Here is a 21051-nt window from a genome sequence, read left to right on the forward strand (position 1 = left end):
GACTTGCCCATCCGAATACGCGCGAACTCACGTACTGCATCGCTGACTTGGGCACCTGTAAAGCGCCCAAGGGACTACTCCCCCTCACCCTCGAAGTCCTCCACGAAGTAGCTGTCGTGCCGGATACGGAAATGCTTGAGTTCCTCGCCGCCTCGCTGCGACATCTCCGCGACCCGCTCGAAGTACTCCTCGCGCGGGGCACCCGGAGAGAAGAGCAGGAGCATGGACATGGGCTCGTCGGTCACGTTCTTGAAGGCGTGCAGGCCACCGACCGGTACGTACAGGAAGTCGCCCTCGCGGCCCGTTACCCACTTCTCGCCGTTGTAGAGCTCCAGTTCGCCCGAGAGGATGTAGAAGGACTCGGACATGGCTTTGTGGAAGTGGGTCTTGGCTCCGGCGGCCCGTGCCCCCAACTCCACCTTGTACAGGCCGAATTCACCGCTGGTCGATTCGTTGGTGGCGAGGTAGTGGGTCGAGCCGCCCGGCGAGGAGATGTCCGGCGGGGTGTTGGCAGAGCGGAAGACGGCGTTCACTTCCCCCTTGTCTCGGTGATAGCGAGGCTCTGGGTACTGGAGGTGTTCCAGGTACGACACGATGTGCTCCTTTCAGCAGGCCTCCACAGGCATGGTCGCCCGCGCCCCCGGAAGGCGGCGTCGGGCGTCCGGACGATCTCAATGAGTCCGGGAATGAGGGCCAAAGACCTACGACTGTGGTGCGCATCCCGTTCCTGGGCTCCGCCCCCAGCCCGGAACTGCCGTGGATGCGGACGCGTCCTCAGCGGCATGATCAGAACGCACCGAACCGTCGAGGCCCTGGTGATCAGGACCGCCCTCCCCGCCGAAGCCGCGAACGTGGCCGAACTGCACAGGCGCGCCCGGGCCACCTACTACCCCGACGGCCTGCCCGACGACGGCACCGACTGGCCCGCCGTCTGGCACGACGCCATCGAACGCCCTGACACCCACGTGCTGTGCGCGTTACGCGCCACCCGCCTGGTGGGCATCGCTTCCTTCCGTACCGCCGAAGGCGCCCCGGCCGACTCGGTCAAGCTGTTCCAGTTCCATGTCGACCCCGGCCACTGGCGCTCCGGTATCGGTGCCCAGTTGCACGCCGACTGCGTCGAGCAGTGGCGGGCCGACGGCAAGCGGACCGCGACTCTCGAGGTGCACGTCGACAACCAGCGCGCTCAGGCCTTCTACGCCCGCCAGGGCTGGGTCCCCGATCCCGAGCAGCGGCCCGGCGACGACCACCACCTCTCGCAGACCTACGACGTGCACGGGGAATGAAGGAATGAACCCAGCCGGTTGAACGTTCACAGACCGAGCGGAGGGAGCCTTCGCGTAGCCGTGCGACCTGGAGAGACGAAGACATGCGCGTCGAGATCTGGAGCGATATCGCCTGCCCCTGGTGCTATGTGGGCAAGGCCCGCTTCGAGAAGGCGCTTGACGCCTTCCCGCACCGGGACGAGATCGAGGTGGTGCATCGTTCCTTCGAGCTCGACCCGAAGCGGGCCAAGGGTGACAACGAGTCCGTTCTGAAGATGCTCACCAAGAAGTACGGGATGAGCGAGGCGAAGGCCCGGGCGGGCGAGGAGAACCTGGGCTCGTTGGCCGCCGCCGAGGGGCTGGAGTACCGCACCGAGGGCCGCGATCACGGCAGCACCTTCGACATGCACCGGCTGCTGCACTTCGCCAAGGAGCAGGGCCGGCAGGGCGAGCTGCTCCAGATCCTGTACCGGGCGAACTTCGTCGAGGAGCGGTCCCTCTACGTGGACGCCGACGCCTACCTGATCGAGCTGGCCGTAGAGGCCGGTCTCGACGCGGAGGCCGCCCGCAAGGTGCTCGCCGACACGGACGCGTACGCCGATGAGGTCCGGGCCGATGAGCGTGCGGCCGCCGAGCTCGGCGCGAACGGCGTTCCCTTCTTCGTCCTCGACCGCAAGTACGGCGTCTCGGGCGCCCAGCCCGTCGAGGCCTTCGGGCAGGCTCTGGAGCAGGCGTGGGGCAACCGCTCGCCGCTGAAGCTGATCCAGGACGGCGATGCGGACGCGTGCGGTCCCGACGGATGCGCGGTGCCGCAGCACTGAGAGACCGCCCACAGAAACCGCGCAGGTCAAGGGCGACGTATAAGCGTTCCTTAGCGGAATCACGTAAAGAATCGCAATGGACCAGGGGACGGCGAGGGCTCACAGTGGTCCCATGGAGACCTTCGAGAGCCTCGTCCGTGCCGAGTTCGCCCCGAAGAACACCTTTCTGAACACCGCGAGCAGCGGGCTGCTGCCCACCCGTACCGTCGCCGCCCTTCAGGAGGCCGCGGCGCTCCGGGCCGACGGCAGTCCGCTGGGCCCGCTGTGGGCCGACGTGGAGGCTGCCCGGGCCTCCTTCGCCCGGCTGGCCGGAGTGCCGGTCGGGCGGGTTGCGGCCGGGTCCTCGGTCACCGCCTACACCGGTCTTGTCGCCGCCTCGCTGCCCGCCGGCGCCGAAGTCCTCACCGCCGAGGACGACTTCGCCTCCGTCGTGAACCCCTTCCACGTCCGCACCGACCTCAAGGTGCGGGCCGTGCCCCTGGAGCGGATCGCCGAGTCCGTCCGGCCCGGCACCGCACTCGTCGCGGTCAGCGCCGCGCAGTCCGCCGACGGCCGGATCGCCGACCTGCCCGCGCTGCGCGAGGCGGCCCAGGAGCACGGCGCCCGGACGTACATCGACTTCTCCCAGGCGGCCGGCTGGCTGCCGATGGACGCCGAGGCGTACGACTACACCGCCTCCGTCTGCTACAAGTGGCTGCTCGGCCCGCACGGCGCGGGCTTCCTCGTCGTGCCGGAGGACTTCGGCGGGCTCACGCCCATCCTGGCCGCCTGGGTCGCCGGAGAGAACCCCTGGGACAGCTGCTACGGCCCCGTGACCGAACTCGCCCACTCCGCCCGGCGGTTCGATCTGCCCCCCGCTCTCTTCAGCTACGCCGGGCTGCGCCGCTCCCTCGAACTCGTCGAGGAACTCGGCGTGGACGCCATCCACGCCCATGACCTCGCCCTCGCCGACCGCTTCCGGGCGGGGCTCACCGGCCTCGGCCACGAAGCCCTGCCCGCGCCCGGCTCGGCGATCGTGTCCGTGCCCGGCCTCGGCCACCGCCAGCCCGAGTTGAGCAAGGCGGGGATCGAGGTCTCCGACCGCGCGGGCAACCTGCGTGCCTCCTTCCACCTCTACAACACGCCCGCCGACGTCGACCGCCTGCTGGACGTCCTGTCCGCCTGAACCACTGGCGCGGGCCCGGCGGGAACGCTAGGAAGGGCACCAGGGGGTGGGTGCCGTTGGAGACCACGGGGACGTCCGTCGAACCGGCCGCCGACGCGGAGTTGCAGCGGCGGCTGGTGTACGGCGACGAGTCCGCGCTGACCGAGGCGTACGCCGCGTACAGCGGGCTCGTCCGGGCGGTCGCCGTCCGGGTGACGCGCAGCCCGGCCGCCGCCGAGGATGTGGCGCAGGAGGTCTTCGCCCAGCTGTGGAGCAGGCCGTACGGGTTCGACGCGCGCCGTGGCTCGCTGCGTACCTGGCTGTCCGTGCTGGCGCACCGGCGGGCCGTGGACTGGGTGCGCAGCGAGGCCCGGCACCGCAAGGCCGCCGGTGCCGACGACTCGGCGCTGCAGGCGATCCCCGACACGGGGCCGGGCCCGGACGAGACGGTCGTCGACCGCGAGCGCTCGCTCCTGCTGCACTCCGCGCTCGCCGAACTCCCGCAGTCCCAGCGGGAGGTGGTGCACCTCGCGTATTTCGCGGGCCGCACCTACCGCCAGGCCGCCGTCGAACTCGGCATTCCGGAAGGCACCGCCAAGACCCGGCTGCGCTCCGCGTTACGCAAGCTGGCCGAGTCCATGGCCGACCCACCGGATCCGGCCTTGGAAAGGGGCGCATGATGGATGCATGCGCCCGGGAAGCAGGCGGAAAGCTGCGAAGGGAGGTGCGCGGTGACCACTGATCACGACGTTGTACGTGAGCTGCTGGGGGCCTGGGCCTTCGGCGCGTTGCGGCCGGAGGAGGAGCAGGCGGTGCCGCCGCATCTCGCCGAATGCGAGAGCTGCGCGGCGGAGGCGGAGCGGCTGCGGGAGACCGTACGGCTGCTGGACGGGCCACGGGGAACGGCCATGAGCAACGGTTCGGGAGAGTCGGGGGGCGTACTCGCCCTCGCGCTGCGCTCCCGGCCCGCCGTGCCGAGGGTCGCCGCGCACGCGGCCCCGTACGCCGCCGCCGTCGCCGGACTCCAGGCGCTGGTACGGGAGTTGGACGGCCGCTGGGGCACACCGGTCGTGCACGACTGGGACGCCCACGCGACGGTCGCGCATCTCCTCGCCGCCGACGAGCCGCTGGCCCTGCGCCTGGGCCTCGACCTGCGCGTGCCCGCGTCGACCGTCCCGGAGGGAGCGGGATGGGAGGAGGCCTGGAACGCGCGTACCGCCGAGGTGATCGCGTACGAGCGGCAGCGCCGCCCCGAGGAGACAGTGACCGCGTGGGCCGCGCAGGCAGCCGCGCTGCTCGCCACGCCCGAAGCCCGGGACCCCGAACGTGCCGCGCACGCCACGACGTTGATGGGGATCCGGCTGCCCGTCGCCGACCACTTCCTCGTACGGGGCTTCGAGGCGTGGATCCACACGGACGACATCGGCCGCGCGCTCGGCCTCGCCGTACCGCCGCCGCCCGAGGAGCACCTCTGGCAACTGGTCCGCCTCGCCGTCCGCATCCTCGACCTGGCGCTGGGGTCCACGGCGCCGCCGGTGCTGTTCGCGGTGGCCGGAGGCAAGGACGCCCAGTGGGTACTCGGCTCCGAGGACGAGCCGGTGCGGGCCGAACTCGCCCTGGAACCCGTCGACTTCTGCCTGCTCGTCGGCGGACGGTACGCACCCGAAGAGGTCCCGAGGGGCGCGACGGGCGACGAGGACGCCGTACGGAACGTACTGGAGCGGGCGGCGGCGCTGTCCTGGCTGTAAACGGAGGAGGGCGGCACCCGACCAGGGTGCCGCCCATCATCCGTACATCACTTCAGCCGTACGCCACTTGCGTGTACGTCACTTGCCCGTGCCTCACTTAACCGGCGTGAAGTCCCGAGCCCCGATGAAGTCCGGCCGCGGCACCGGTGCCGCGAACGGATCCACCGCCGCGTTCTCCACGCTGTTGAACACGATGAAGACGTTCGACCGCGGGAACGGGGTGATGTTGTCCCCGGAGCCGTGCATGCAGTTGCAGTCGAACCAGGTCGCCGAGCCGGCCCGCCCCGTGAAGAGCTTGATGCCGTGCGCCTCGGCGAACTTGGTGAGCGCCTCGTCGGAGGGCGTGCCCGCGTCCTGCATCTGCAGCGACTTCTTGTAGTTGTCCTTCGGCGTCGCCCCCGCACAGCCGAGGAACGTCTTGTGGGACCCCGGCATGATCATGAGGCCGCCGTTGGTGTCGTAGTTCTCGGTCAGTGCGATCGAGACGGACACGGTGCGCATGTTGGGCAGGCCATCCTCGGCGTGCCAGGTCTCGAAGTCGGAGTGCCAGTAGAAGCCGCTCGCTCCGAAGCCGGGCTTGACGTTGATCCGCGACTGGTGGACGTACACGTCCGAGCCGAGTATCTGCCGGGCGCGGCCCACGACGCGCTCGTCGCGTACGAGACGCGCGAAGATCTCGCTGATCTTGTGGACTTCGAAGACCGAGCGGATCTCCTGCGTCTTGGGCTCGACGATCGAGCGCTCGTCGGCGCGGATCGCCGGGTCGCTCACCAGGCGTTCCAACTCGCCCCGGTAGACGGCCACTTCCTCGTCGCCGATGAGCTGCTCGATGGCGAGGAAGCCATCGCGCTCGTACGACTGGAGCTCGGCCGTCGCGATCGGTCCGGATGTGCCCGGCTCGCTCCACACCACGGGGTCCTGGCGCGGTACGGCCACCTCGGTGGTGCCGCGGGTCGGGTACAGGTCGGTGAGCGTGGTCATGGTTCTCAGACCTCCTCGGTCAGCAGGGGGTAGACACCGTTCTCGTCATGGTCCTCCCGTCCGGTCACCGGCGGATTGAAGACGCAGAGGCAGCGGAAGTCCTCCTTGATCTTCATCGTGTGCTTCTCGTGGCCGTCGAGGAGGTACATGGTGCCGGGGGTGATGGTGAACTTCTCCCCGGTCTCGTCGTTGGTGAGCTCGGCCTCGCCCTCCACGCAGACGACGGCCTCGATGTGGTTGGCGTACCACATCGACGTCTCCGTACCGGCGTACAGGATCGTCTCGTGCAGGGAGAAGCCGACCTTCTCCTTGGCGAGGACGATGCGTTTGCTCTCCCAGGTGCCCGACGCGGACTTGACGTGCCGGTCGGTGCCTTCGAGGTCCTTGAACGAACGGACAATCACGGTGGTGCAGTGCCTCCTTCAGGCTGCGCGCGGTTGCGGTTACGCCGTCTCGCGTACGGCGCGGGCGAGGGTGCGCAGGCCCTCGTCCAGTTCGTCGGGCGTGATGGTGAGCGCCGGGAGGAGCTTGACGACCTCGCTCTCCGGGCCCGACGTCTCGATGAGCAGGCCGAGTTCGAAGGCCCGCTGGGCGATGCGGCCCGCGCGCTCCTTGTCGTGGAACTCGATGCCCCAGACCAGGCCGCGGCCGCGGTATTCCTTGCTGGCCTCGGGGTGTTCCTCGCGGATCGCCTTCAGCACCTCGTCGATCTGCTCGCCGCGGGCCCTGGTCTGCTTCTCCATGGCCGGCCCGTCGGACCAGTACGTCTCAAGGGCCGCCGCGGCCGTGACGAACGCCGGGTTGTTGCCGCGGAACGTGCCGTTGTGCTCGCCCGGCTCCCAGATGTCCAGCTCGGGCTTGAACAGGGTCAGCGCCATGGGCAGTCCGTAGCCGCTGATGGACTTCGAGACGGTCACGATGTCCGGCGTGATGCCCGCCTCCTCGAAGGAGAAGAACGCGCCGGTGCGGCCGCAGCCCATCTGGATGTCGTCGACGATGAGCAGCATGTCCTGACGCTCGCACAGGTCCGCGAGGGCACGCAGCCACTCGGGGCGCGCGACGTTGATGCCGCCCTCGCCCTGCACGGTCTCGACGATCACCGCGGCGGGCTGGTTGAGGCCGGAGCCCTGGTCCTCGAGGAGCCGCTCGAACCACAGGAAGTCCGGGATCTGGCCGTCGAAGTAGTTGTCGAACGGCATCGGCGTGCCGTGCACCAGCGGGATGCCCGCTCCGGCCCGCTTGAAGGCGTTGCCGGTCACGGCGAGGGAGCCGAGCGACATCCCGTGGAAGGCGTTCGTGAACGACACGATCGCTTCCCGGCCCTTCACTTTTCGCGCCAGCTTCAGCGCCGACTCCACGGCGTTGGTGCCGGTCGGGCCCGGGAACATGACCTTGTACGGCAGGTCGCGCGGGCGCAGCACGATGTTCTGGAACGACTCGAGGAAGGCGCGTTTGGCGGTCGTCGACATGTCGAGGCCGTGGGTGACGCCGTCGCGCTCCAGGTAGTCGATGAGGGCGCGTTTGAGTACGGCGTTGTTGTGGCCGTAGTTGAGCGACCCGGCACCGGCGAAGAAGTCGAGGTACTCGTGGCCGTCCTCGTCGTACATGCGGCTGCCCTGCGCGCGGTCGAACACGGTGGGCCAGCCGCGGCAGTAGCTGCGCACCTCCGACTCCAGGGTCTGGAAGATGCTCAGGTCGGGCTGGGTGATGCTCACAGCGAATCTCCTCCTGGGAGATGAAGTCTTGGGGGATACGACCGGGTGGTCGGGTCCGGTCGTCTTGATCTGCCGTATCTGCTGGTCTGCTGGATCTACTGGATCTACTGGATCTACTGGATCTACTGGATCTACTGGATCTACTGGTCGGATCGACCATGGCCGGTCGGTTCGCTCGGCCGGCTGGTCGGTCGCTCAGTCGGTCTGGCCGGATCTGTGCGCCTGGTCGGCCGGTGGGAAGCTCAGCGGTCCTATGCGGTACAGCACCTCGGGGTCGTGCGGGCCGTCCGCCGGGAAGTGCGCCGTGTCGAACAGCACTTCACGCTCGACGTCCGCTCCGTGGCGTGCGCCGTAGGAGGTGAACAGACGCTCGGAGGCCGTGTTGCCCGGGGTGATCGTGGTCTCGACGGTTTCGAGGCCGCGGTCGTGGGCTACTCGTGCCGTGAGTCCGTCCAGCAAGGCGGCGGCGAGCCCGCGCCCGCGGTACGCGGTGTCGACGGCCACCTGCCAGACGAGCAGGGTGCCCGGCTGTTCGGGCCGGACGTACCCGGTGATGAAGCCGACCGGCATCCCCTCCTTGTCGCGCGCCACCACCGAGGTACCGGCGAAGTCACGGCACCACAGCAGGTAGCTGTACGAGGAGTTGAGGTCGAGGGTTCTGGAGTCCTTGGCGATGCGCCAGAGGGCGGCCCCGTCGGCCACCTCCGGACGGTCGATCCGCAGGCCCTCTGGCATTTCCAAGAATTCCGCTTGCAGGTCTGCTTGTGCGGCGGTCATGCGGATTGAATTTACCGAGAGAAAGTTGAAATTGCATCGCCGGATGGGGTTACGTGCACGCGGTACTTATGTTATCGCGCGTGCGCGGGCGCTGCATGTCGAGGCGGCGAGAACACCCTATTTGCCCGGAAAATACGGGAGGAAGCGGACGCCCTGTGTATTGCGTCACATATACGTAACGACCACGAGACCTGACCGAATTACGAGGTTGGTGTTCGCGAAATCTTAGTGTTTAGGACCGGGGAAAGCGGGCAGAAGAATACGGGAAGCTGCGCTCGAACAAGTATCGAGTGGACGGCAGAATAAAGGCGGAATGAATTCTTCGATTACGCACCGGTGACACCGTCGATACGCTCCCGGACAATGTCCGCGTGGCCGTTGTGCCGTGCGTACTCCTCGATCATGTGGATGAGGACCCAGCGCAGGCTGACCTCTACCCCGGCCATGAAGCCGTCAGCGATCCGTCCGGTGTCGTCCAGCGACCGCCCCGCGCACAGCTCCTGCCCCCGGGCGATCTCCCGCCGCCAGTTCGCCAGCGCCTCGTCAAGCCCACGCTCCGGTACGAGGCCGTAGCCGCCGGACACGTTCCCGACCTTGTCCTCGTACACGGCCGGCACGTCGAGCCCGGCGAACACTCGCTGGAACCAGTTCCGTTCGACCTCGGCGAGATGCTGGATCAGCCCGAGCAGGGTCAGCTCGGACGGTTCGGCGGAGGCCAGCCGTACCTGACTGTCGTCCAGCCCACGACACTTGAGCTCCAGCGTGGCCCGGTGGAAGGCGAGCCAGCTCTCCAGCATGGGCCGCTCCGGCCCGGTCAGGAGCGGGGCGGGACGGCCGTCGGGCAGGGTCTGCGTCTGGTGTGTGTCGGTGGCCATGCCGGGCAGCATGGCACGGGGGCCCGGCGATGCGGGAGAGGCGAAATCCCGCCGTCAGGAATCAGCTACCGTCCCGCAGATCCGCCGGCCAGTCCGGGAGGAACTCGATTCCGTCGTACGTGACCACGCACCCCTCCCCCATCGGCGACTGCGTCATAAAGCCGACGAGGGCCGCTCCGGAGGCCTTCTCGTCGGCCAGGGTGAACAGGCGCACGAAGGTCCAGCGCTTGCCGTCCTTGGAGGCGTGGAAGGCGAAGGCACGGCCCGTGCGGCTGATCCGCAGCCAGACCGAACTTCCCTCCACCTGCCAGGAATTGGCGTCGTCGGAGTGGCCACGGGTGACCACCGTGCACACGGTCGGCACATCCGGCGAGTTCTCCAGACAGAGCTTGGCCCACTCCCGCTCGGCCACGTGCACGTACAGCACACCCGCGTCAAAGGCTCCCGCAAAGCCGACGGTGACGCGGGCGATCAGCTGGAAGTCCCCCTCCGGCGCCCCCAACAGCCGAGGCGCGTCAGCAGCGGGATCCAGGGCCTCATCAGTGGGCGGCACAAACCGATCCTGCCGGGCCCCCGCCCATCCGGTGAGCACCCCGTCCTCGTACGACCAGTGCCCGTCAGGGCCGTAGGAGCGGAGGGGGAAAGGCAGTTCGGGTATTTCGAGATCCATGAGCAGAGTCTCCCAGCTCCACGACAGCGCCCCCTCAGGGAGCGGGCGCTGTGAGACATGCGGCACAGTGCCGCGTCCCGTCAGGGGCGCGGCACTGTCAGAACATGCGGCCACAACAGCGCCCCTTCAGGGGCGCGGGGCTGTGACATTTGCGGCTCCGCCGCGGGCGCGACCAGCCACGAACTACCCGCGGCCCGCAGCCAACCGCACCCCTACGGCGCTTCCCGTGGGGCTCTCAGCGCTCGAGCCGGCCGTTGAACCGCCGCGGCAGCCCCAACGGGTTGTCATCCCGCAACTCGGCGGGCAGCAGCGCCTCAGGCGCGCCCTGATACGCAACCGGCCGCAGCCACCGCTCAATAGCCGTACCCCCCACGGACGTGGACGTCGACGTCGTCGCGGGGTACGGACCCCCGTGATGCTGGGCCGGAGCCACAGCGACACCGGTGGGCCAGCCATTGACGAGCACACGCCCCGCAAGCGGCGTCAGCTCGGCAAGGAGCTCCGCGCCGCGCCCCTCCCCCGCAGCCTCCTCGGCAGAGAGATGCACGGTCGCGGTGAGGTTGCCGGGCAGCCGGGAGAGGACGGCGCCTGCCTCGGAGTCGTCCTCGTACCGAGCGACAACGGTGATCGGCCCGAAGCACTCCTCCAGGAGCAGATCATGCTCCCCCTCGGCGGCAAGCCTGCCCGCCGGCACGGTCAGGAACCCAGGGCTCACCGTGTGCTCGCTCCCCGCACCCGGCGTCACCGGAGCGTCCACGTCCGGAAGTTCGGCCCGCTCGGCCACCCCGGCGACGAAGTTGTCGCGCATCCGGTGGTCCAGCAGCACGCCCGCGTCGGTGTCGCTGACCGCGTCGGTGAGGGACTTGACCAGCCGGTCCCCCGCCGCACCCGTCGGCGCGAGAACGAGCCCCGGCTTCACACAGAACTGGCCGACGCCCAGCGTCATGGAGCCCGCGAGCCCCGTACCGATCGCCTCGGCCCGCTCGGCGGCGGCGGCCTCGGTGATGACGACGGGGTTCAGCGACCCCAGCTCGCCGTGGAACGGGATCGGCACGGGCCGGGCGGCAGCAGCGTCGAAGAGGGCACGACCGCCGCGTACGGAACCGGTGAAGCCTGCTGCCGACACCAGCGGATGCTTGACCAGCTCGACTCCCGCCTCGAAGCCGTGCACGAGCCCGACGACGCCCTTAGGGATGTCGTGCTGTTCGGCGGCCCGCCGCAGCGTCGCCGCCACGAACTCGGACAGCGCCGGGTGGTCGGGGTGCGCCTTGACGACGACCGGGCAGCCCGCGGCGAGCGCGCTCGCGGTGTCGCCGCCCGCGACCGAGAAGGCGAAGGGGAAGTTCGAGGCCGAGTAGACGGCGACGACACCCAGCGGCACCTTGTAGCGGCGCAGGTCCGGGATCGGCGGGGTCGCGGTGGCGTCGGGGTGGTTGATCACGACGTCGAGGAACGCGCCCTCGTCGACGATGTCCGCGAAGGCCCGCAACTGGTAGCAGGTACGGGCGAGTTCACCGGTGAGCCGGACCGGGCCGAGCGCGGTCTCCGCGTCCGCGGCCTCCACGAGGTGGTCCTTGGCGCCTTCGAGCAGCTCCGCGGCGCTGCGCAGGAAGGCCGAGCGGACCGTGCGGTCGGCAAGGGCTCCCCGGGCGGCGTGAGCCGCGCGGACCGCCGTGTCCACCTCCTGGGCTGTGGCTTCCACCGCAACCTGTTCACGCTGCTTCCCGGTTCGGGGGTCGACACTCCAGACTGGTGCTGCTGCCACCGCGGGTTCCTCCAGAAGATGTGATGCCGCAGTTCTTATGTGATGCCGCAGTTCTTGTGTCACTCACCAGGGCGTTCGATATGTTGAACACTGTCTCTGATGGTGAATATGTCTCGGAGACTATTTCCCGTCGAACGAAGGGGTCAAGGGCGATGTCGGCTGGCGAGACAGGCGGCGGGGCGCAGGTCAAGTCCGCGGTGCGGACTGTGGAACTGCTCGAGTTCTTCGCAGGCCGGCCCGGAATGCATTCCCTGGCCGCCGTACAGGAGGCCGTAGGTTACCCCAAGTCCAGTTTGTATATGTTGCTCCGTACGCTCGTCGAGCTCGGCTGGGTCGAGACGGACGCGACGGGCACGCGGTACGGCATCGGGGTGCGCGCCCTCCTCGTCGGGACGTCGTACATCGACGGCGACGAGGTGGTGGCCGTGGCCAGACCGACTCTCGACCGGCTCTCCGACGACACTACGGAGACGATCCACCTGGCGCGGCTGGACGGCACGAATGTGGTGTATCTCGCGACCCGCCAGTCCCAGCACTATCTCCGCCCCTTCACGCGCGTGGGCCGCCGGCTGCCCGCCCATTCCACCTCGCTCGGCAAGGCGCTGCTGGCCACGCACACGGACGAGCAGGTACGCAAGCTGCTGCCGGAGACCCTCCCCGCGCTGACCGAGCACACGATCACCGACCGGGAGAAGCTCATCGAGGAGCTGCACCAGGTGCGGGAGCAGGGCTTCGCGGTGGACCGCGAGGAGAACACGCTGGGGCTGCGCTGCTTCGGGGTCGCGATTCCGTACCGTACGCCCGCGCGTGACGCCATCAGCTGCTCCGTACCCGTGGCGCGGCTGACGCCCGCGCACGAGCAGATGGTGAAGGACGCCCTGTTCGACGCCCGCGACCGACTGACGCTCGCAACTCGGAGGCTCTGACATGAATGTGGTCCTGCGTGAGATCCACGACAGTGATCTGCCGGTGTTCTTCCGGCAGATGAATGACCCGGAAGCGATCGAGATGGCCGCGTTCACGGCCAAGGACCCGGCCGACTGGGATGCCTTCGACGCCCACTGGAAGCGGATCCGTGCCACGCCGGGCGTGGTCAATCGCACGGTCCTCGCCGACGGCGACGTCGTGGGCAGCGCGGCGGTGTACGGCGACCCGGGCGAGCGCGAGGTGACGTACTGGATCGACCGCGCGTACTGGGGCCGAGGCATCGCCACACGCGCCCTGCGGGCCCTGCTCGACGAGGTCCCCGAACGCCCGCTGTACGCCCGCGCCGCCGCGGACAACGCCGCTTCGCGCCGCGTCCTGGAAAAGTGCGGCTTCCGCGTGACCGCGCAGGACAGGGGCTACGCGAACGCCCGCGGGGCGGAGATCGACGAGGTCGTCCTCACCCTGGACGGCTGACCCTTCTCCCCCGCGCGGCGGAGGCGGATCGGCGTCCGGCAGGAGGGCTCCGGCGGTCCCGGCCGGGAGTGTGGTCGGTATGACACAGACTTCCGCCTCGGTACGGTCCGGGGCCCCAGCCTGGGTGCCCCTCAGCCGGACCCGTCGTGCGTTGCGGGCCATCGCCATCGCGTCCTGTCTGCCGTATCTGAGCCTCAAGGTGGCGTGGATCGCGGGAAGCCGGGCCGGGATTCCCGAGGGCAGTTCCCTGCTGGAGCACCGGGGCACGATGGCCGTCGCCAACAGCGTCACCGTCGTCATGGACGGGGCCGTCATCGTGCTCGCGCTGCTGCTCACCCGGCCGTGGGGGCGGCGGGTGCCCGCCTGGCTGCTGGTGGGGCCGACATGGGTGGCCAGTGGGCTGCTCGCTCCCATCGTGGCGGGGTTTCCCTTGCAGCTCCTGGTCACGGCGTTCGGCGGGAGCGGGGACGTACGAACGGAGAGGGAGCCCTTTCTCGACGCGTGGGTCTTCGGGGTCGTCTACACGGGGTTCATCGTGCAGGGGCTCGCGCTCGGTGCGCTCTTCGTGCTGTACGCGCGGGATCGGTGGGGCCACGTGTGGCGGACGTGGCCGGACGGTCCGGGGCGTAGGGCGCCGCGTGTCCTCGCCGTGGCCTCCGCTGTCGTCGCCCTGTTCCCCGCCGGCATGCATCTGGCGTGGACATGCGGCGCCACCGCCGGGCTCAGCGAAGGCCGGATCTCCGATCGCACGGGCGACTTCCACCTGCTGGAAGCGCTGTACTTCGGCTTCCTCGCCGCGGCTGTCACGGGCGCCTGGCTGCTTGCCTTCCGGCGGGGCCGCGTGCTTTCTGTGAAGGTGCCGCTGGCCCTCGCCTGGATCGGCTCGGGTGCCATGGCTTGCTGGGGTGTGTGGCTGTCGCTGGTCTCACTCACCGGTGTGGACGACATCACCGAGCAGCCGACGGTGCTGATGAACCTCACCTACGCTGGGCAGATGGTCGTGGGCATGCTCGTGGTCTCGGTAGGCGTGCACTTCCTGGCGGGGCGGTCCGGCGCCGCGCGACGGCCGGCGTGAGCGACTTCGCCCGGGCCCTGCTCCGGGTCCTGTTCGGACGGCGAACGCGTCGGCGGTGGATCCATCTGATCCTGGGCGGCGCCCTCGCCATGCCATACGTCCTTGTCGGCGACGTCGTCATGAGCCTCGCTTTCGGTCCGCGGAACGGGACCGGGCCGCTGGACTCCCAACTCTCCGCGTTCGCCGTCGGGTTGCCCCTCGCCGCGATCACCTCCCTGTTCCCGCTGACCCGGCCGATGTCCGTGGCGGCGGCCCGGGCGCTGTGCGGCGTCGACGGCGACCGGCTCGCCGACGGACCCGCGCGGACGCGGGCGGCGAAGGGGCGTACGGCGGCGTGGTTCACGCTGCATCTCGCCTTCGGCGGAGTCATCGCCGGGATGTCTCTCGCGGTGCCGCCCTTCGCGGCGGTGCTGATCATGCTGCCCGTCTTCGCAGGGCTGCGCGACTCCGGGCTGCCCGAACTCTTCGACCACACCTGGGTGTTGGTGCTCTCGCCGGTCGCGGGCGTCGCCTGCCTGCTCGCCCTCGCCGGATGCGCGGCGGGCGCCGGTACGCTGCTCGCCCGCTGGGCGCCCGAGCTCCTCGGGCCCACGCCCGAGGACCGGCTCGCCGCCGCCGAGGCCCGCGCCGCCGATCTCGCCGTACGCAACCGGCTCGCGCGCGAGCTCCACGACTCCGTCGGTCACGCCCTGAGCGCCGTCACGCTCCAGGCGAGCGCGGCCCGCCGGGTGCTGGACAGCGACCCGGAGTTCGTCCGCGAGGCGCTGGCCGCGATCGAGGACACCACGCGCCGTACGGTGGGCGAACTCGACGCCGTACTCGGCGTGTTGAGGGAGTGCGAGGGAGCCGGCACATCCCCGGCACCCACCCTCGCCGAACTCGACGGCCTGCTGCGCCGCACCCGGGCGGGCGGTCTCCGCGTGACGGCCACCGTGGCAGTGGACGCCACAGCCCTGCCGCCACTCGTGTCGCGGGAGGCGTACCGCATCGTGCAGGAAGGGCTGAGCAACGCCCTCAAGCACGCGGGCGACCAGGTCACGGTGACCCTGCGGATCGAGGTGACCGGCAAGGAACTGGAGATCACGCTGGAGAACGCGGTGCCGAGGACCGCTGCTCCCCGCCCCGGCGGCGGCCACGGCCTGCGCGGTATCGCCGACCGGGCGCGGCTACTGGGCGGCACGACCGGGACGGGAGCGGTGGACGGGGTCTGGCGTCTGCACGTACGACTGCCCGTCGAGAGAGCCACGACAAGCGAGGGACCCGCATGACCAGCCCCACGATCCGCGTCGTCCTCGCCGACGATGAGCGCATGGTCCGTACCGCGCTCCGCGCGATCCTCGCCGCCGAACCGGACCTGGAGGTCGTGGGCGAGGCCGCGACCGGCGCGGAGGCGGTGTCCGTCGTACGGGAGCTCAGGCCCGACGTGGTCCTCATGGACGTACGCATGCCCGAGGTCGGCGGCATCCGCGCCACCGAGCAGATCCTCGGCACGCTCGACGCGCCGCCGCGCGTCGTCGTCGTGACGACCTTCGAGAACGACGCCTATGTGTACGAGGCGCTGCGCGCGGGCGCCTCGGGATTTCTGCTCAAGCGGGCGGAGGCGGATGCGCTGGTGCAGGCGGTACGGCTGGTCGCGCGCAGCGACACGTTGTTGTTCCCGGCGGCGGTGCGGGCGCTTGCGATGGAGCATGCGCGCGCGAAGACGGCGCCGCCGCCCTGGGTCGCGAGGCTCACGGTCCGCGAGGGGGAGGTGCTGAGGCTGATGGCCGGTGGGCTGACCAATGGGGAGATCGCGGGGCGCATGGGTGTGGGGGCCGCGACGGTGAAGTCGCATGTGGCGGCCGTTCTGGCGAAGACGGGGGCCAGGGATCGTACGCAGGCTGTGATCGCGGCTTACGAGGCCGGCTTCCTCAAGGGCTGGGCGTAGCGCCTCGCCGGGTTGATGAGGGTCCCATGAGAAACCGGGATGGAAGGGAACGTTTCGCTTGCCCTCCGTCGTCCTCTATAGCGCGATGAACAAGACGATCAGACGGGCTTCCGTCTTCACGCTGCTGCTCGTGCTCGCCCTGCTGGTCAGGGCGACCTGGGTGCAGTTCTACGACGGCAAGGCGCTCGCGGAGAACAAGGAAAACCGGCGGAACGTGATCGAGCAGTACGCGTACCCGCTCGGGAACATCATCGTGGCCGGCGAGGCGATCACCGGGTCCGCGGAGACGACCGGCAGCGACCTCAAGTACCAGCGGACGTACAAGGACGGCGCGCTGTACTCGGCGGTCACGGGCTACAGCTCGCAGGTGTACGGGGCGACGCAGTTGGAGGGCGTCTACCAGGACCTGCTCGACGGCACCGACAACCGGCTCAAGAACCCTATGGACACGGTCACCGGCAAACGTGCCGACCCGGGTGACGTGGTCACGACGATCGACCCGGATGTGCAGCGGGCCGCGTATGAGGCGCTGGGTGACACGAAGGGTGCGGCCGTCGCCATCGACCCGGCGAACGGCAAGATCCTCGGTGTCGTGTCGACCCCTTCGTACGACCCGTCCGAGATCAGCGGCTCCGACGACTCGGCCGCCTGGGAGAAGCTGACGAAGGATCCGGACAAGCCGATGACGAACCGGGCGCTGCGCCAGCCGCTGCCGCCGGGCTCGACGTTCAAGCTGGTCGTGGCGGCTGCCGCGCTGGAGGACGGGCTGTACTCGTCGGTGGACGAGAAGACGGAGAGCCCGGACCCGTACCCGCTGCCGGGCACGACCCGCGTGCTGGGCAACGAGAATCCGTCGGCGCCCTGTGAGGACGCCACGATCCGGGTCGCTCTGCAGTACTCGTGCAACAACGTCTTCGGGAAGATGGCCGTCGACCTGGGCCAGGACAAGGTCAAGGAGATGGCGGAGAAGTTCGGCTTCAACGACGGGGAGCAGGACGTCCCGGTGCGGGCGTACGAGAGCGTCTTTCCGTCCGGCATGGACAAGGCGCAGACGGCACTGTCGGGCATCGGGCAGTTCGACGTCCAGGCGACGCCGTTGCAGATGGCCATGGTGTCGGCGGCCATTGCGAACGGCGGTGAGCTGGTCTCGCCGCACATGGTGTCGCAGATCAGCGATGCGGGCGGCGACGTGCTGGAGAACTACGACGACAACACGGACACCAAGGAGATCGTCAGCTCGTCCACGGCCGAGCAGTTGCAGTCCGCGATGCAGACGGTCGTCGACGACGGCACGGGTACGAACGCGCAGATCGACGGCGCGACCGTGGGCGGCAAGACGGGTACGGCCCAGCATGGCGAGAACAACAGCCAGACGCCGTATGCCTGGTTCACGTCGTACGCGAAGGACGACTCCACGGGTAAGGAGGTCGCCGTCGCTGTGATCATCGAGCAGTCGGATGCGGCGCGCTCGGAGGTCAGCGGTAACGGGCTGGCCGCGCCGGTCGCGAAGGCCATGATGGAGGCGGCGCTCCAGCAGAACTGAGTGATCTGGAGGAAGGCCCCGGCCCGTTGAATCCTCCGGGCCGGGGCCTTCGCACGTCACGGCCTCAAGCGCCTTAGACGCCCAGCATCTGCTCGATCGGGTCGATCGCGAAGTACACCAGGAACAGTGCCGACGCGCCCCACAGCAGCCAGTGGACCTCGCGCGCCTTGCCGAGCACCGACTTGATGAGGACGTACGCGACGAAGCCCGCCCCGATGCCGTTGGTGATCGAATACGTGAAGGGCATCACGGCGATCGTCAGGAACGCGGGGATGGCTATCTCGTACTTGTCCCAGTCGATGTGCTTGACCTGAGTCATCATCAGGAAGCCGACCGCGACGAGGGCGGGGGCCGCGGCCTGGAGCGGGACGATGGTCAGCAGCGGGGTCATGAAGAGGGCCAGGGCGAACAGTCCGCCGGTGACCAGGTTGGCGAAGCCCGTGCGCGCGCCCTCGCCGACGCCCGCCGCCGACTCGATGTACGAGGTCGAGGAGGAGGCGGAGGCGGCGCCGCCCGCGACCGCGGCGGCGCCGTCGATCAGCAGCACGCGACCGAGGTTGGGCACCTTGCCGTCCTCGTCCAGCAGCCCGGCCTCGGCGCTGACGCCGACGACCGTGCCCATGGTGTCGAAGAAGTCCGACAGGATCAGCGTGAAGACCAGCAGGACGACGGTGATCGCGCCGGCCTCGCCGAAGGCGCCGAACAGGCTGAAGTCGCCGATCAGGCCGAAGTCCGGGGTGTCGACCACCTTGTCCGGCCAGGAGGGTGTGGTCAGGCCCCAACTCTTGATGTCGGCCGCCGAGTTGATGACGATCGCGAGGATCGTCATGGCGACGATGCTGATCAGGATGGCGCCCTTGACCTTGCGGGCGAGCAGCCCGATGGTCAGCAGCACCCCGAGGCAGAAGACGAGCATCGGCCAGCCGGTCAGCGAGCCGGTGGCGCCCAACTGCACGGGCACCGTGGAGTTGGCCGCGTCCGGGATCCGGGTGACGAACCCGGCGTCGACGAAGCCGATGAGCGCGATGAACAGGCCGATGCCGACGCTGATCGCCTGCTTCATGGGCTGAGGTATCGCGTGCATGACGGCCTCGCGCAGGCCCGTCACCACCAGCACACAGATCAGCAGCCCCTCGAGGACGATCAGGCCCATCGCGTCGGCCCAGCTCATCAGCGGGGCTATCTGGAAGGCGACGACGGCGTTGAGGCCGAGCCCGGCGGCGAGCGCGAGCGGCAGATTGCCGCCGACGCCCATGATGATGGTCATCACCGCGGCCACCAGGGCGGTGGCGGTGACGAGTTGGACGCTGTCGAGCCGCTGCCCGAACTTGTCCTCGGCGCTGCCCAGGATGATGGGGTTCAGGACAAGGATGTACGCCATCGTGAAGAACGTGGCGAAACCGCCGCGGATCTCCCGGGCGAAGGTGGATCCCCTGACGGAGATCTTGAAGAACCGGTCGACGCTGTTCGCCGGGGGTGGTGCGGCACTCGGCCGGTCGGTCACCTTCTGTGCTCCGGACATGCGGATGCTCCTCGTTGCTGCGTGCTAAGTGCGCGGATGCTGGCTGGATTGTTCCTGGTGTTGATCCGCTTTCGGTTTTCGCCGTGTTACGGAATGGGGTTCGGCCTACCGCACGACCTTCGAAGTCCTGTACGGGCGCCTGCTACTCTCTCGAATCTCACCCCACAGGTGCACCATTCCTTCACGGGTGGCACACGGGGTCCGTATACGCACTACGCAGGCACGACGCACGCAGGTCAACCGTACTGTCCGGATTCAGCAGGGGAGAGGTCGCCCGTGGGCACGGTCGTCGACGACGCAGCCTCTGTGGAGTTCCACGACTTCTTCGAGCGGCACTATGCCGAACTGGCGCGGCTGGCCCATCTGTTGACCGGTGAGTCGGACGCCGCCGACGACCTGGCGGCGGACGCGCTGCTCGCCATGTGGCACCGCTGGGACCGGGTGCGGGCGGCGGACCATCCGGTGGCGTACGCGCGCGGGGTGGTCGCCAATCTTGCGCGCAGCCGGATCCGCAGCGCGGTGCGGGAGCGCAGACGCGTCACGCTGTTCTGGTCGCAGCGCGACGAGAGCAGCGAGAACCCGGACGTGCCGGCCATGGTCGATGTCCAGGGGGCGCTGCGCAGTCTGCCGTTCCGCAAGCGGGCATGTGTGGTGCTACGTCATGCTTTCGACCTCTCGGAGAAGGACACCGCGCTCGCTCTTGGCATCTCGGTCGGTACGGTGAAGAGCCAGACGTCGAAGGGGATGGCCGAGTTGCAGCGGTTGCTGGGCAGTGCGGACGGCCCGAGCCGGGTGCACGCGGCGGTGCTGCGTACCGGTGGGGCCGGAGGGAGGAACCCGTGACCGGGCAGCGCGATACACGTGCCACGGACGACGCCGTGCGCGCCCGGCTGCATGAGGCGGCCGGCGCTCATGAGCCCGACCGTGCGCGCATCCTGGCCCGCATCGAGCGCGGCCTGGCCGACTCCGAGGTCTCCCGGCGCCCCGCACCGAGGCGCCCGCTGCTCGGCTGGGCGCGGGTCGTCGGCGCCACGGCCGCGGTCGCGGGTGTCCTCGCGGTGGGCGGCTACGCCGCGGCGTCCGCGCTGAAGGAGGACGACAAGGCCCAGCAGACCGTCGCGGTCACGCCGACACCCGACCCGTCGCCGGAGGAGTCCCGCCGCGGTGAGATCCCGCCGGACCCGACGAGTTCCCCGCGTCCCGAGAAGCCGACCGCGCCCGAGTCGCCGCCGGTCAAACCGCCCGAGCTGCCCCCTGCCGTCACTCCGCCCGCGGACGCCGGCACCGAGGAGGGCCCGCTGTGGTCGGACGGCTCGGTCGATCCGCACAGCAACGACTTCTGGGCGCAGAGCAATGTGACCGTGAAGTCGGACAAGCAACTCACCTCACTGATGGTCGAGTTGCGCATCAAGCAGACCGGCGGGGTGACCTCGACGGGCGCCTGGCGCTCGCTGCCCGAGGTGGACTTCGAGCACACGGTCGGCGAGCGGGACGGCTTCATCGTCTACACCTGGGAGCTCAAGGAGGGCCGTACGGTCCCGGCCGGTGAGTTCGTGTTCGCCGGGCAGTACGACCATGACCGCGGCGGCCGGGACGCCGGCGACGACCGTTACGCGGCCACCGCGAAGGCCGACGGCCAACAGGTGGGCGTGCGGGGCGACTTCGAGGGCCAGGACGACGACGGCGACTCATGACCGGCTTGCTGGTGACTGACGGCTCATGACCGGCGGCGCGGAAGGCTCATAACGAGCGGCGGCCGCAAAAAATTTCCGAGGGGCGGCAACCCGCTCCTTCCGGGTGGCAACCAGGGAGACGCAAGGTC

Annotated in this window: 22 protein-coding genes; 13 read left to right on the forward strand and 9 right to left on the reverse strand. The window is 69.4% G+C overall.

Annotation, left to right across the window (positions count from 1 at the left end; translation table 11 throughout):
• Positions 1–74: 74 nt before the first annotated feature.
• A complete protein-coding gene (locus tag G6048_RS11235; RefSeq protein WP_165339341.1) occupies positions 75–593 on the reverse strand; it encodes a cupin domain-containing protein in 519 nt (172 codons plus the stop codon).
• Positions 594–782: 189 nt separating this feature from the next.
• Here G6048_RS11235 and G6048_RS11240 point away from each other — a divergent pair, with 189 nt between their 5' ends.
• The 5 genes from G6048_RS11240 (at position 783) to G6048_RS11260 (ending at position 4978) form a co-directional block, all read left to right on the forward strand.
• Positions 783–1286 (forward strand): GNAT family N-acetyltransferase, encoded by a 504-nt coding sequence (locus tag G6048_RS11240; protein WP_206341462.1) that lies wholly within the window; start codon positions 783–785, stop codon positions 1284–1286.
• A gap of 83 nt (positions 1287–1369) precedes the next feature.
• Entirely contained in the window at positions 1370–2086 is a 717-nt protein-coding gene (locus G6048_RS11245) for a DsbA family oxidoreductase (RefSeq protein WP_165339342.1), read from the forward strand.
• A gap of 112 nt (positions 2087–2198) precedes the next feature.
• The gene (locus tag G6048_RS11250) at positions 2199–3251 is read left to right on the forward strand and encodes an aminotransferase class V-fold PLP-dependent enzyme (RefSeq protein ID WP_165339343.1); all 1053 of its coding nucleotides are present in this window, start codon (positions 2199–2201) and stop codon (positions 3249–3251) included.
• Between the two features lie 56 nt (positions 3252–3307).
• Positions 3308–3910: an RNA polymerase sigma factor gene (locus G6048_RS11255; protein ID WP_206341463.1), complete on the forward strand. Its 603-nt coding sequence runs from the start codon at positions 3308–3310 to the stop codon at positions 3908–3910.
• Positions 3911–3961: 51 nt separating this feature from the next.
• Positions 3962–4978 carry a maleylpyruvate isomerase family mycothiol-dependent enzyme gene (locus G6048_RS11260; RefSeq protein ID WP_165339345.1) on the forward strand — a complete coding sequence of 339 codons (1017 nt, stop codon included), beginning with the start codon at positions 3962–3964 and terminating at the stop codon, positions 4976–4978.
• A 93-nt stretch (positions 4979–5071) separates the two neighbouring features.
• On the opposite strand, the gene thpD is transcribed toward G6048_RS11260, so the two are convergent.
• The 7 genes from thpD to G6048_RS11295 all read right to left on the reverse strand — a co-directional run bounded on the left by thpD (position 5072) and on the right by G6048_RS11295 (position 11761).
• Positions 5072–5959 carry an ectoine hydroxylase gene (thpD, locus tag G6048_RS11265; protein WP_165339346.1) on the reverse strand — a complete coding sequence of 296 codons (888 nt, stop codon included), beginning with the start codon at positions 5957–5959 and terminating at the stop codon, positions 5072–5074.
• Positions 5960–5964: 5 nt separating this feature from the next.
• Positions 5965–6363: an ectoine synthase gene (locus G6048_RS11270; RefSeq protein ID WP_033317823.1), complete on the reverse strand. Its 399-nt coding sequence runs from the start codon at positions 6361–6363 to the stop codon at positions 5965–5967.
• Positions 6364–6402: 39 nt separating this feature from the next.
• Complete coding sequence (gene ectB / locus G6048_RS11275; protein WP_165339347.1) at positions 6403–7674, reverse strand: diaminobutyrate--2-oxoglutarate transaminase; 1272 nt, start codon at positions 7672–7674, stop codon at positions 6403–6405.
• 195 nt (positions 7675–7869) lie between these two features.
• On the reverse strand, positions 7870–8451 hold the full coding sequence (ectA, locus tag G6048_RS11280) for a diaminobutyrate acetyltransferase (RefSeq protein ID WP_165339348.1): 582 nt from the start codon (positions 8449–8451) through the stop codon (positions 7870–7872).
• A gap of 326 nt (positions 8452–8777) precedes the next feature.
• Complete coding sequence (locus G6048_RS11285; RefSeq protein ID WP_235989609.1) at positions 8778–9326, reverse strand: DinB family protein; 549 nt, start codon at positions 9324–9326, stop codon at positions 8778–8780.
• A 61-nt stretch (positions 9327–9387) separates the two neighbouring features.
• Entirely contained in the window at positions 9388–9996 is a 609-nt protein-coding gene (locus tag G6048_RS11290) for a DUF1349 domain-containing protein (RefSeq protein ID WP_165339350.1), read from the reverse strand.
• 235 nt (positions 9997–10231) lie between these two features.
• The gene (locus tag G6048_RS11295) at positions 10232–11761 is read right to left on the reverse strand and encodes an aldehyde dehydrogenase (NADP(+)) (RefSeq protein ID WP_165339351.1); all 1530 of its coding nucleotides are present in this window, start codon (positions 11759–11761) and stop codon (positions 10232–10234) included.
• Between the two features lie 152 nt (positions 11762–11913).
• On the opposite strand from G6048_RS11295, the gene G6048_RS11300 reads away from it, so the two are divergent.
• From G6048_RS11300 to G6048_RS11325, 6 genes are all read left to right on the forward strand, one after another.
• A complete protein-coding gene (locus G6048_RS11300) occupies positions 11914–12687 on the forward strand; it encodes an IclR family transcriptional regulator (RefSeq protein WP_033317827.1) in 774 nt (257 codons plus the stop codon).
• Between the two features lies 1 nt (position 12688).
• Positions 12689–13162, forward strand: a complete 474-nt coding sequence (locus G6048_RS11305) for a GNAT family N-acetyltransferase (RefSeq protein ID WP_165339352.1) — start codon at positions 12689–12691, stop codon at positions 13160–13162.
• A gap of 79 nt (positions 13163–13241) precedes the next feature.
• A complete protein-coding gene (locus G6048_RS11310) occupies positions 13242–14237 on the forward strand; it encodes a hypothetical protein (protein WP_165339353.1) in 996 nt (331 codons plus the stop codon).
• On the forward strand, positions 14234–15505 hold the full coding sequence (locus G6048_RS11315; RefSeq protein WP_328825743.1) for a sensor histidine kinase: 1272 nt from the start codon (positions 14234–14236) through the stop codon (positions 15503–15505). The genes G6048_RS11310 and G6048_RS11315 overlap by 4 nt, the downstream gene beginning before the upstream one ends.
• A complete protein-coding gene (locus G6048_RS11320; protein ID WP_165339354.1) occupies positions 15502–16164 on the forward strand; it encodes a response regulator transcription factor in 663 nt (220 codons plus the stop codon). The genes G6048_RS11315 and G6048_RS11320 overlap by 4 nt, the downstream gene beginning before the upstream one ends.
• 85 nt (positions 16165–16249) lie before the next feature.
• Positions 16250–17707, forward strand: coding sequence for a peptidoglycan D,D-transpeptidase FtsI family protein (locus tag G6048_RS11325; protein WP_165339389.1), 1458 nt, complete (start codon positions 16250–16252; stop codon positions 17705–17707).
• Positions 17708–17780: 73 nt separating this feature from the next.
• On the opposite strand, the gene G6048_RS11330 is transcribed toward G6048_RS11325, so the two are convergent.
• The gene (locus G6048_RS11330) at positions 17781–19229 is read right to left on the reverse strand and encodes an NCS2 family permease (RefSeq protein WP_165339355.1); all 1449 of its coding nucleotides are present in this window, start codon (positions 19227–19229) and stop codon (positions 17781–17783) included.
• 276 nt (positions 19230–19505) lie between these two features.
• On the opposite strand from G6048_RS11330, the gene G6048_RS11335 reads away from it, so the two are divergent.
• Together G6048_RS11335 and G6048_RS11340 are read left to right on the forward strand one after the other, a co-directional pair.
• Positions 19506–20072 (forward strand): SigE family RNA polymerase sigma factor, encoded by a 567-nt coding sequence (locus G6048_RS11335; RefSeq protein ID WP_165339356.1) that lies wholly within the window; start codon positions 19506–19508, stop codon positions 20070–20072.
• On the forward strand, positions 20069–20923 hold the full coding sequence (locus G6048_RS11340) for a hypothetical protein (protein WP_165339357.1): 855 nt from the start codon (positions 20069–20071) through the stop codon (positions 20921–20923). The genes G6048_RS11335 and G6048_RS11340 overlap by 4 nt, the downstream gene beginning before the upstream one ends.
• The last annotated feature ends 128 nt before the right edge of the window (positions 20924–21051 follow it).

This window comes from Streptomyces ureilyticus, assembly GCF_011045025.1.
In the GTDB taxonomy this organism is placed as follows: Bacteria; Actinomycetota; Actinomycetes; order Streptomycetales; family Streptomycetaceae; genus Streptomyces; species Streptomyces ureilyticus.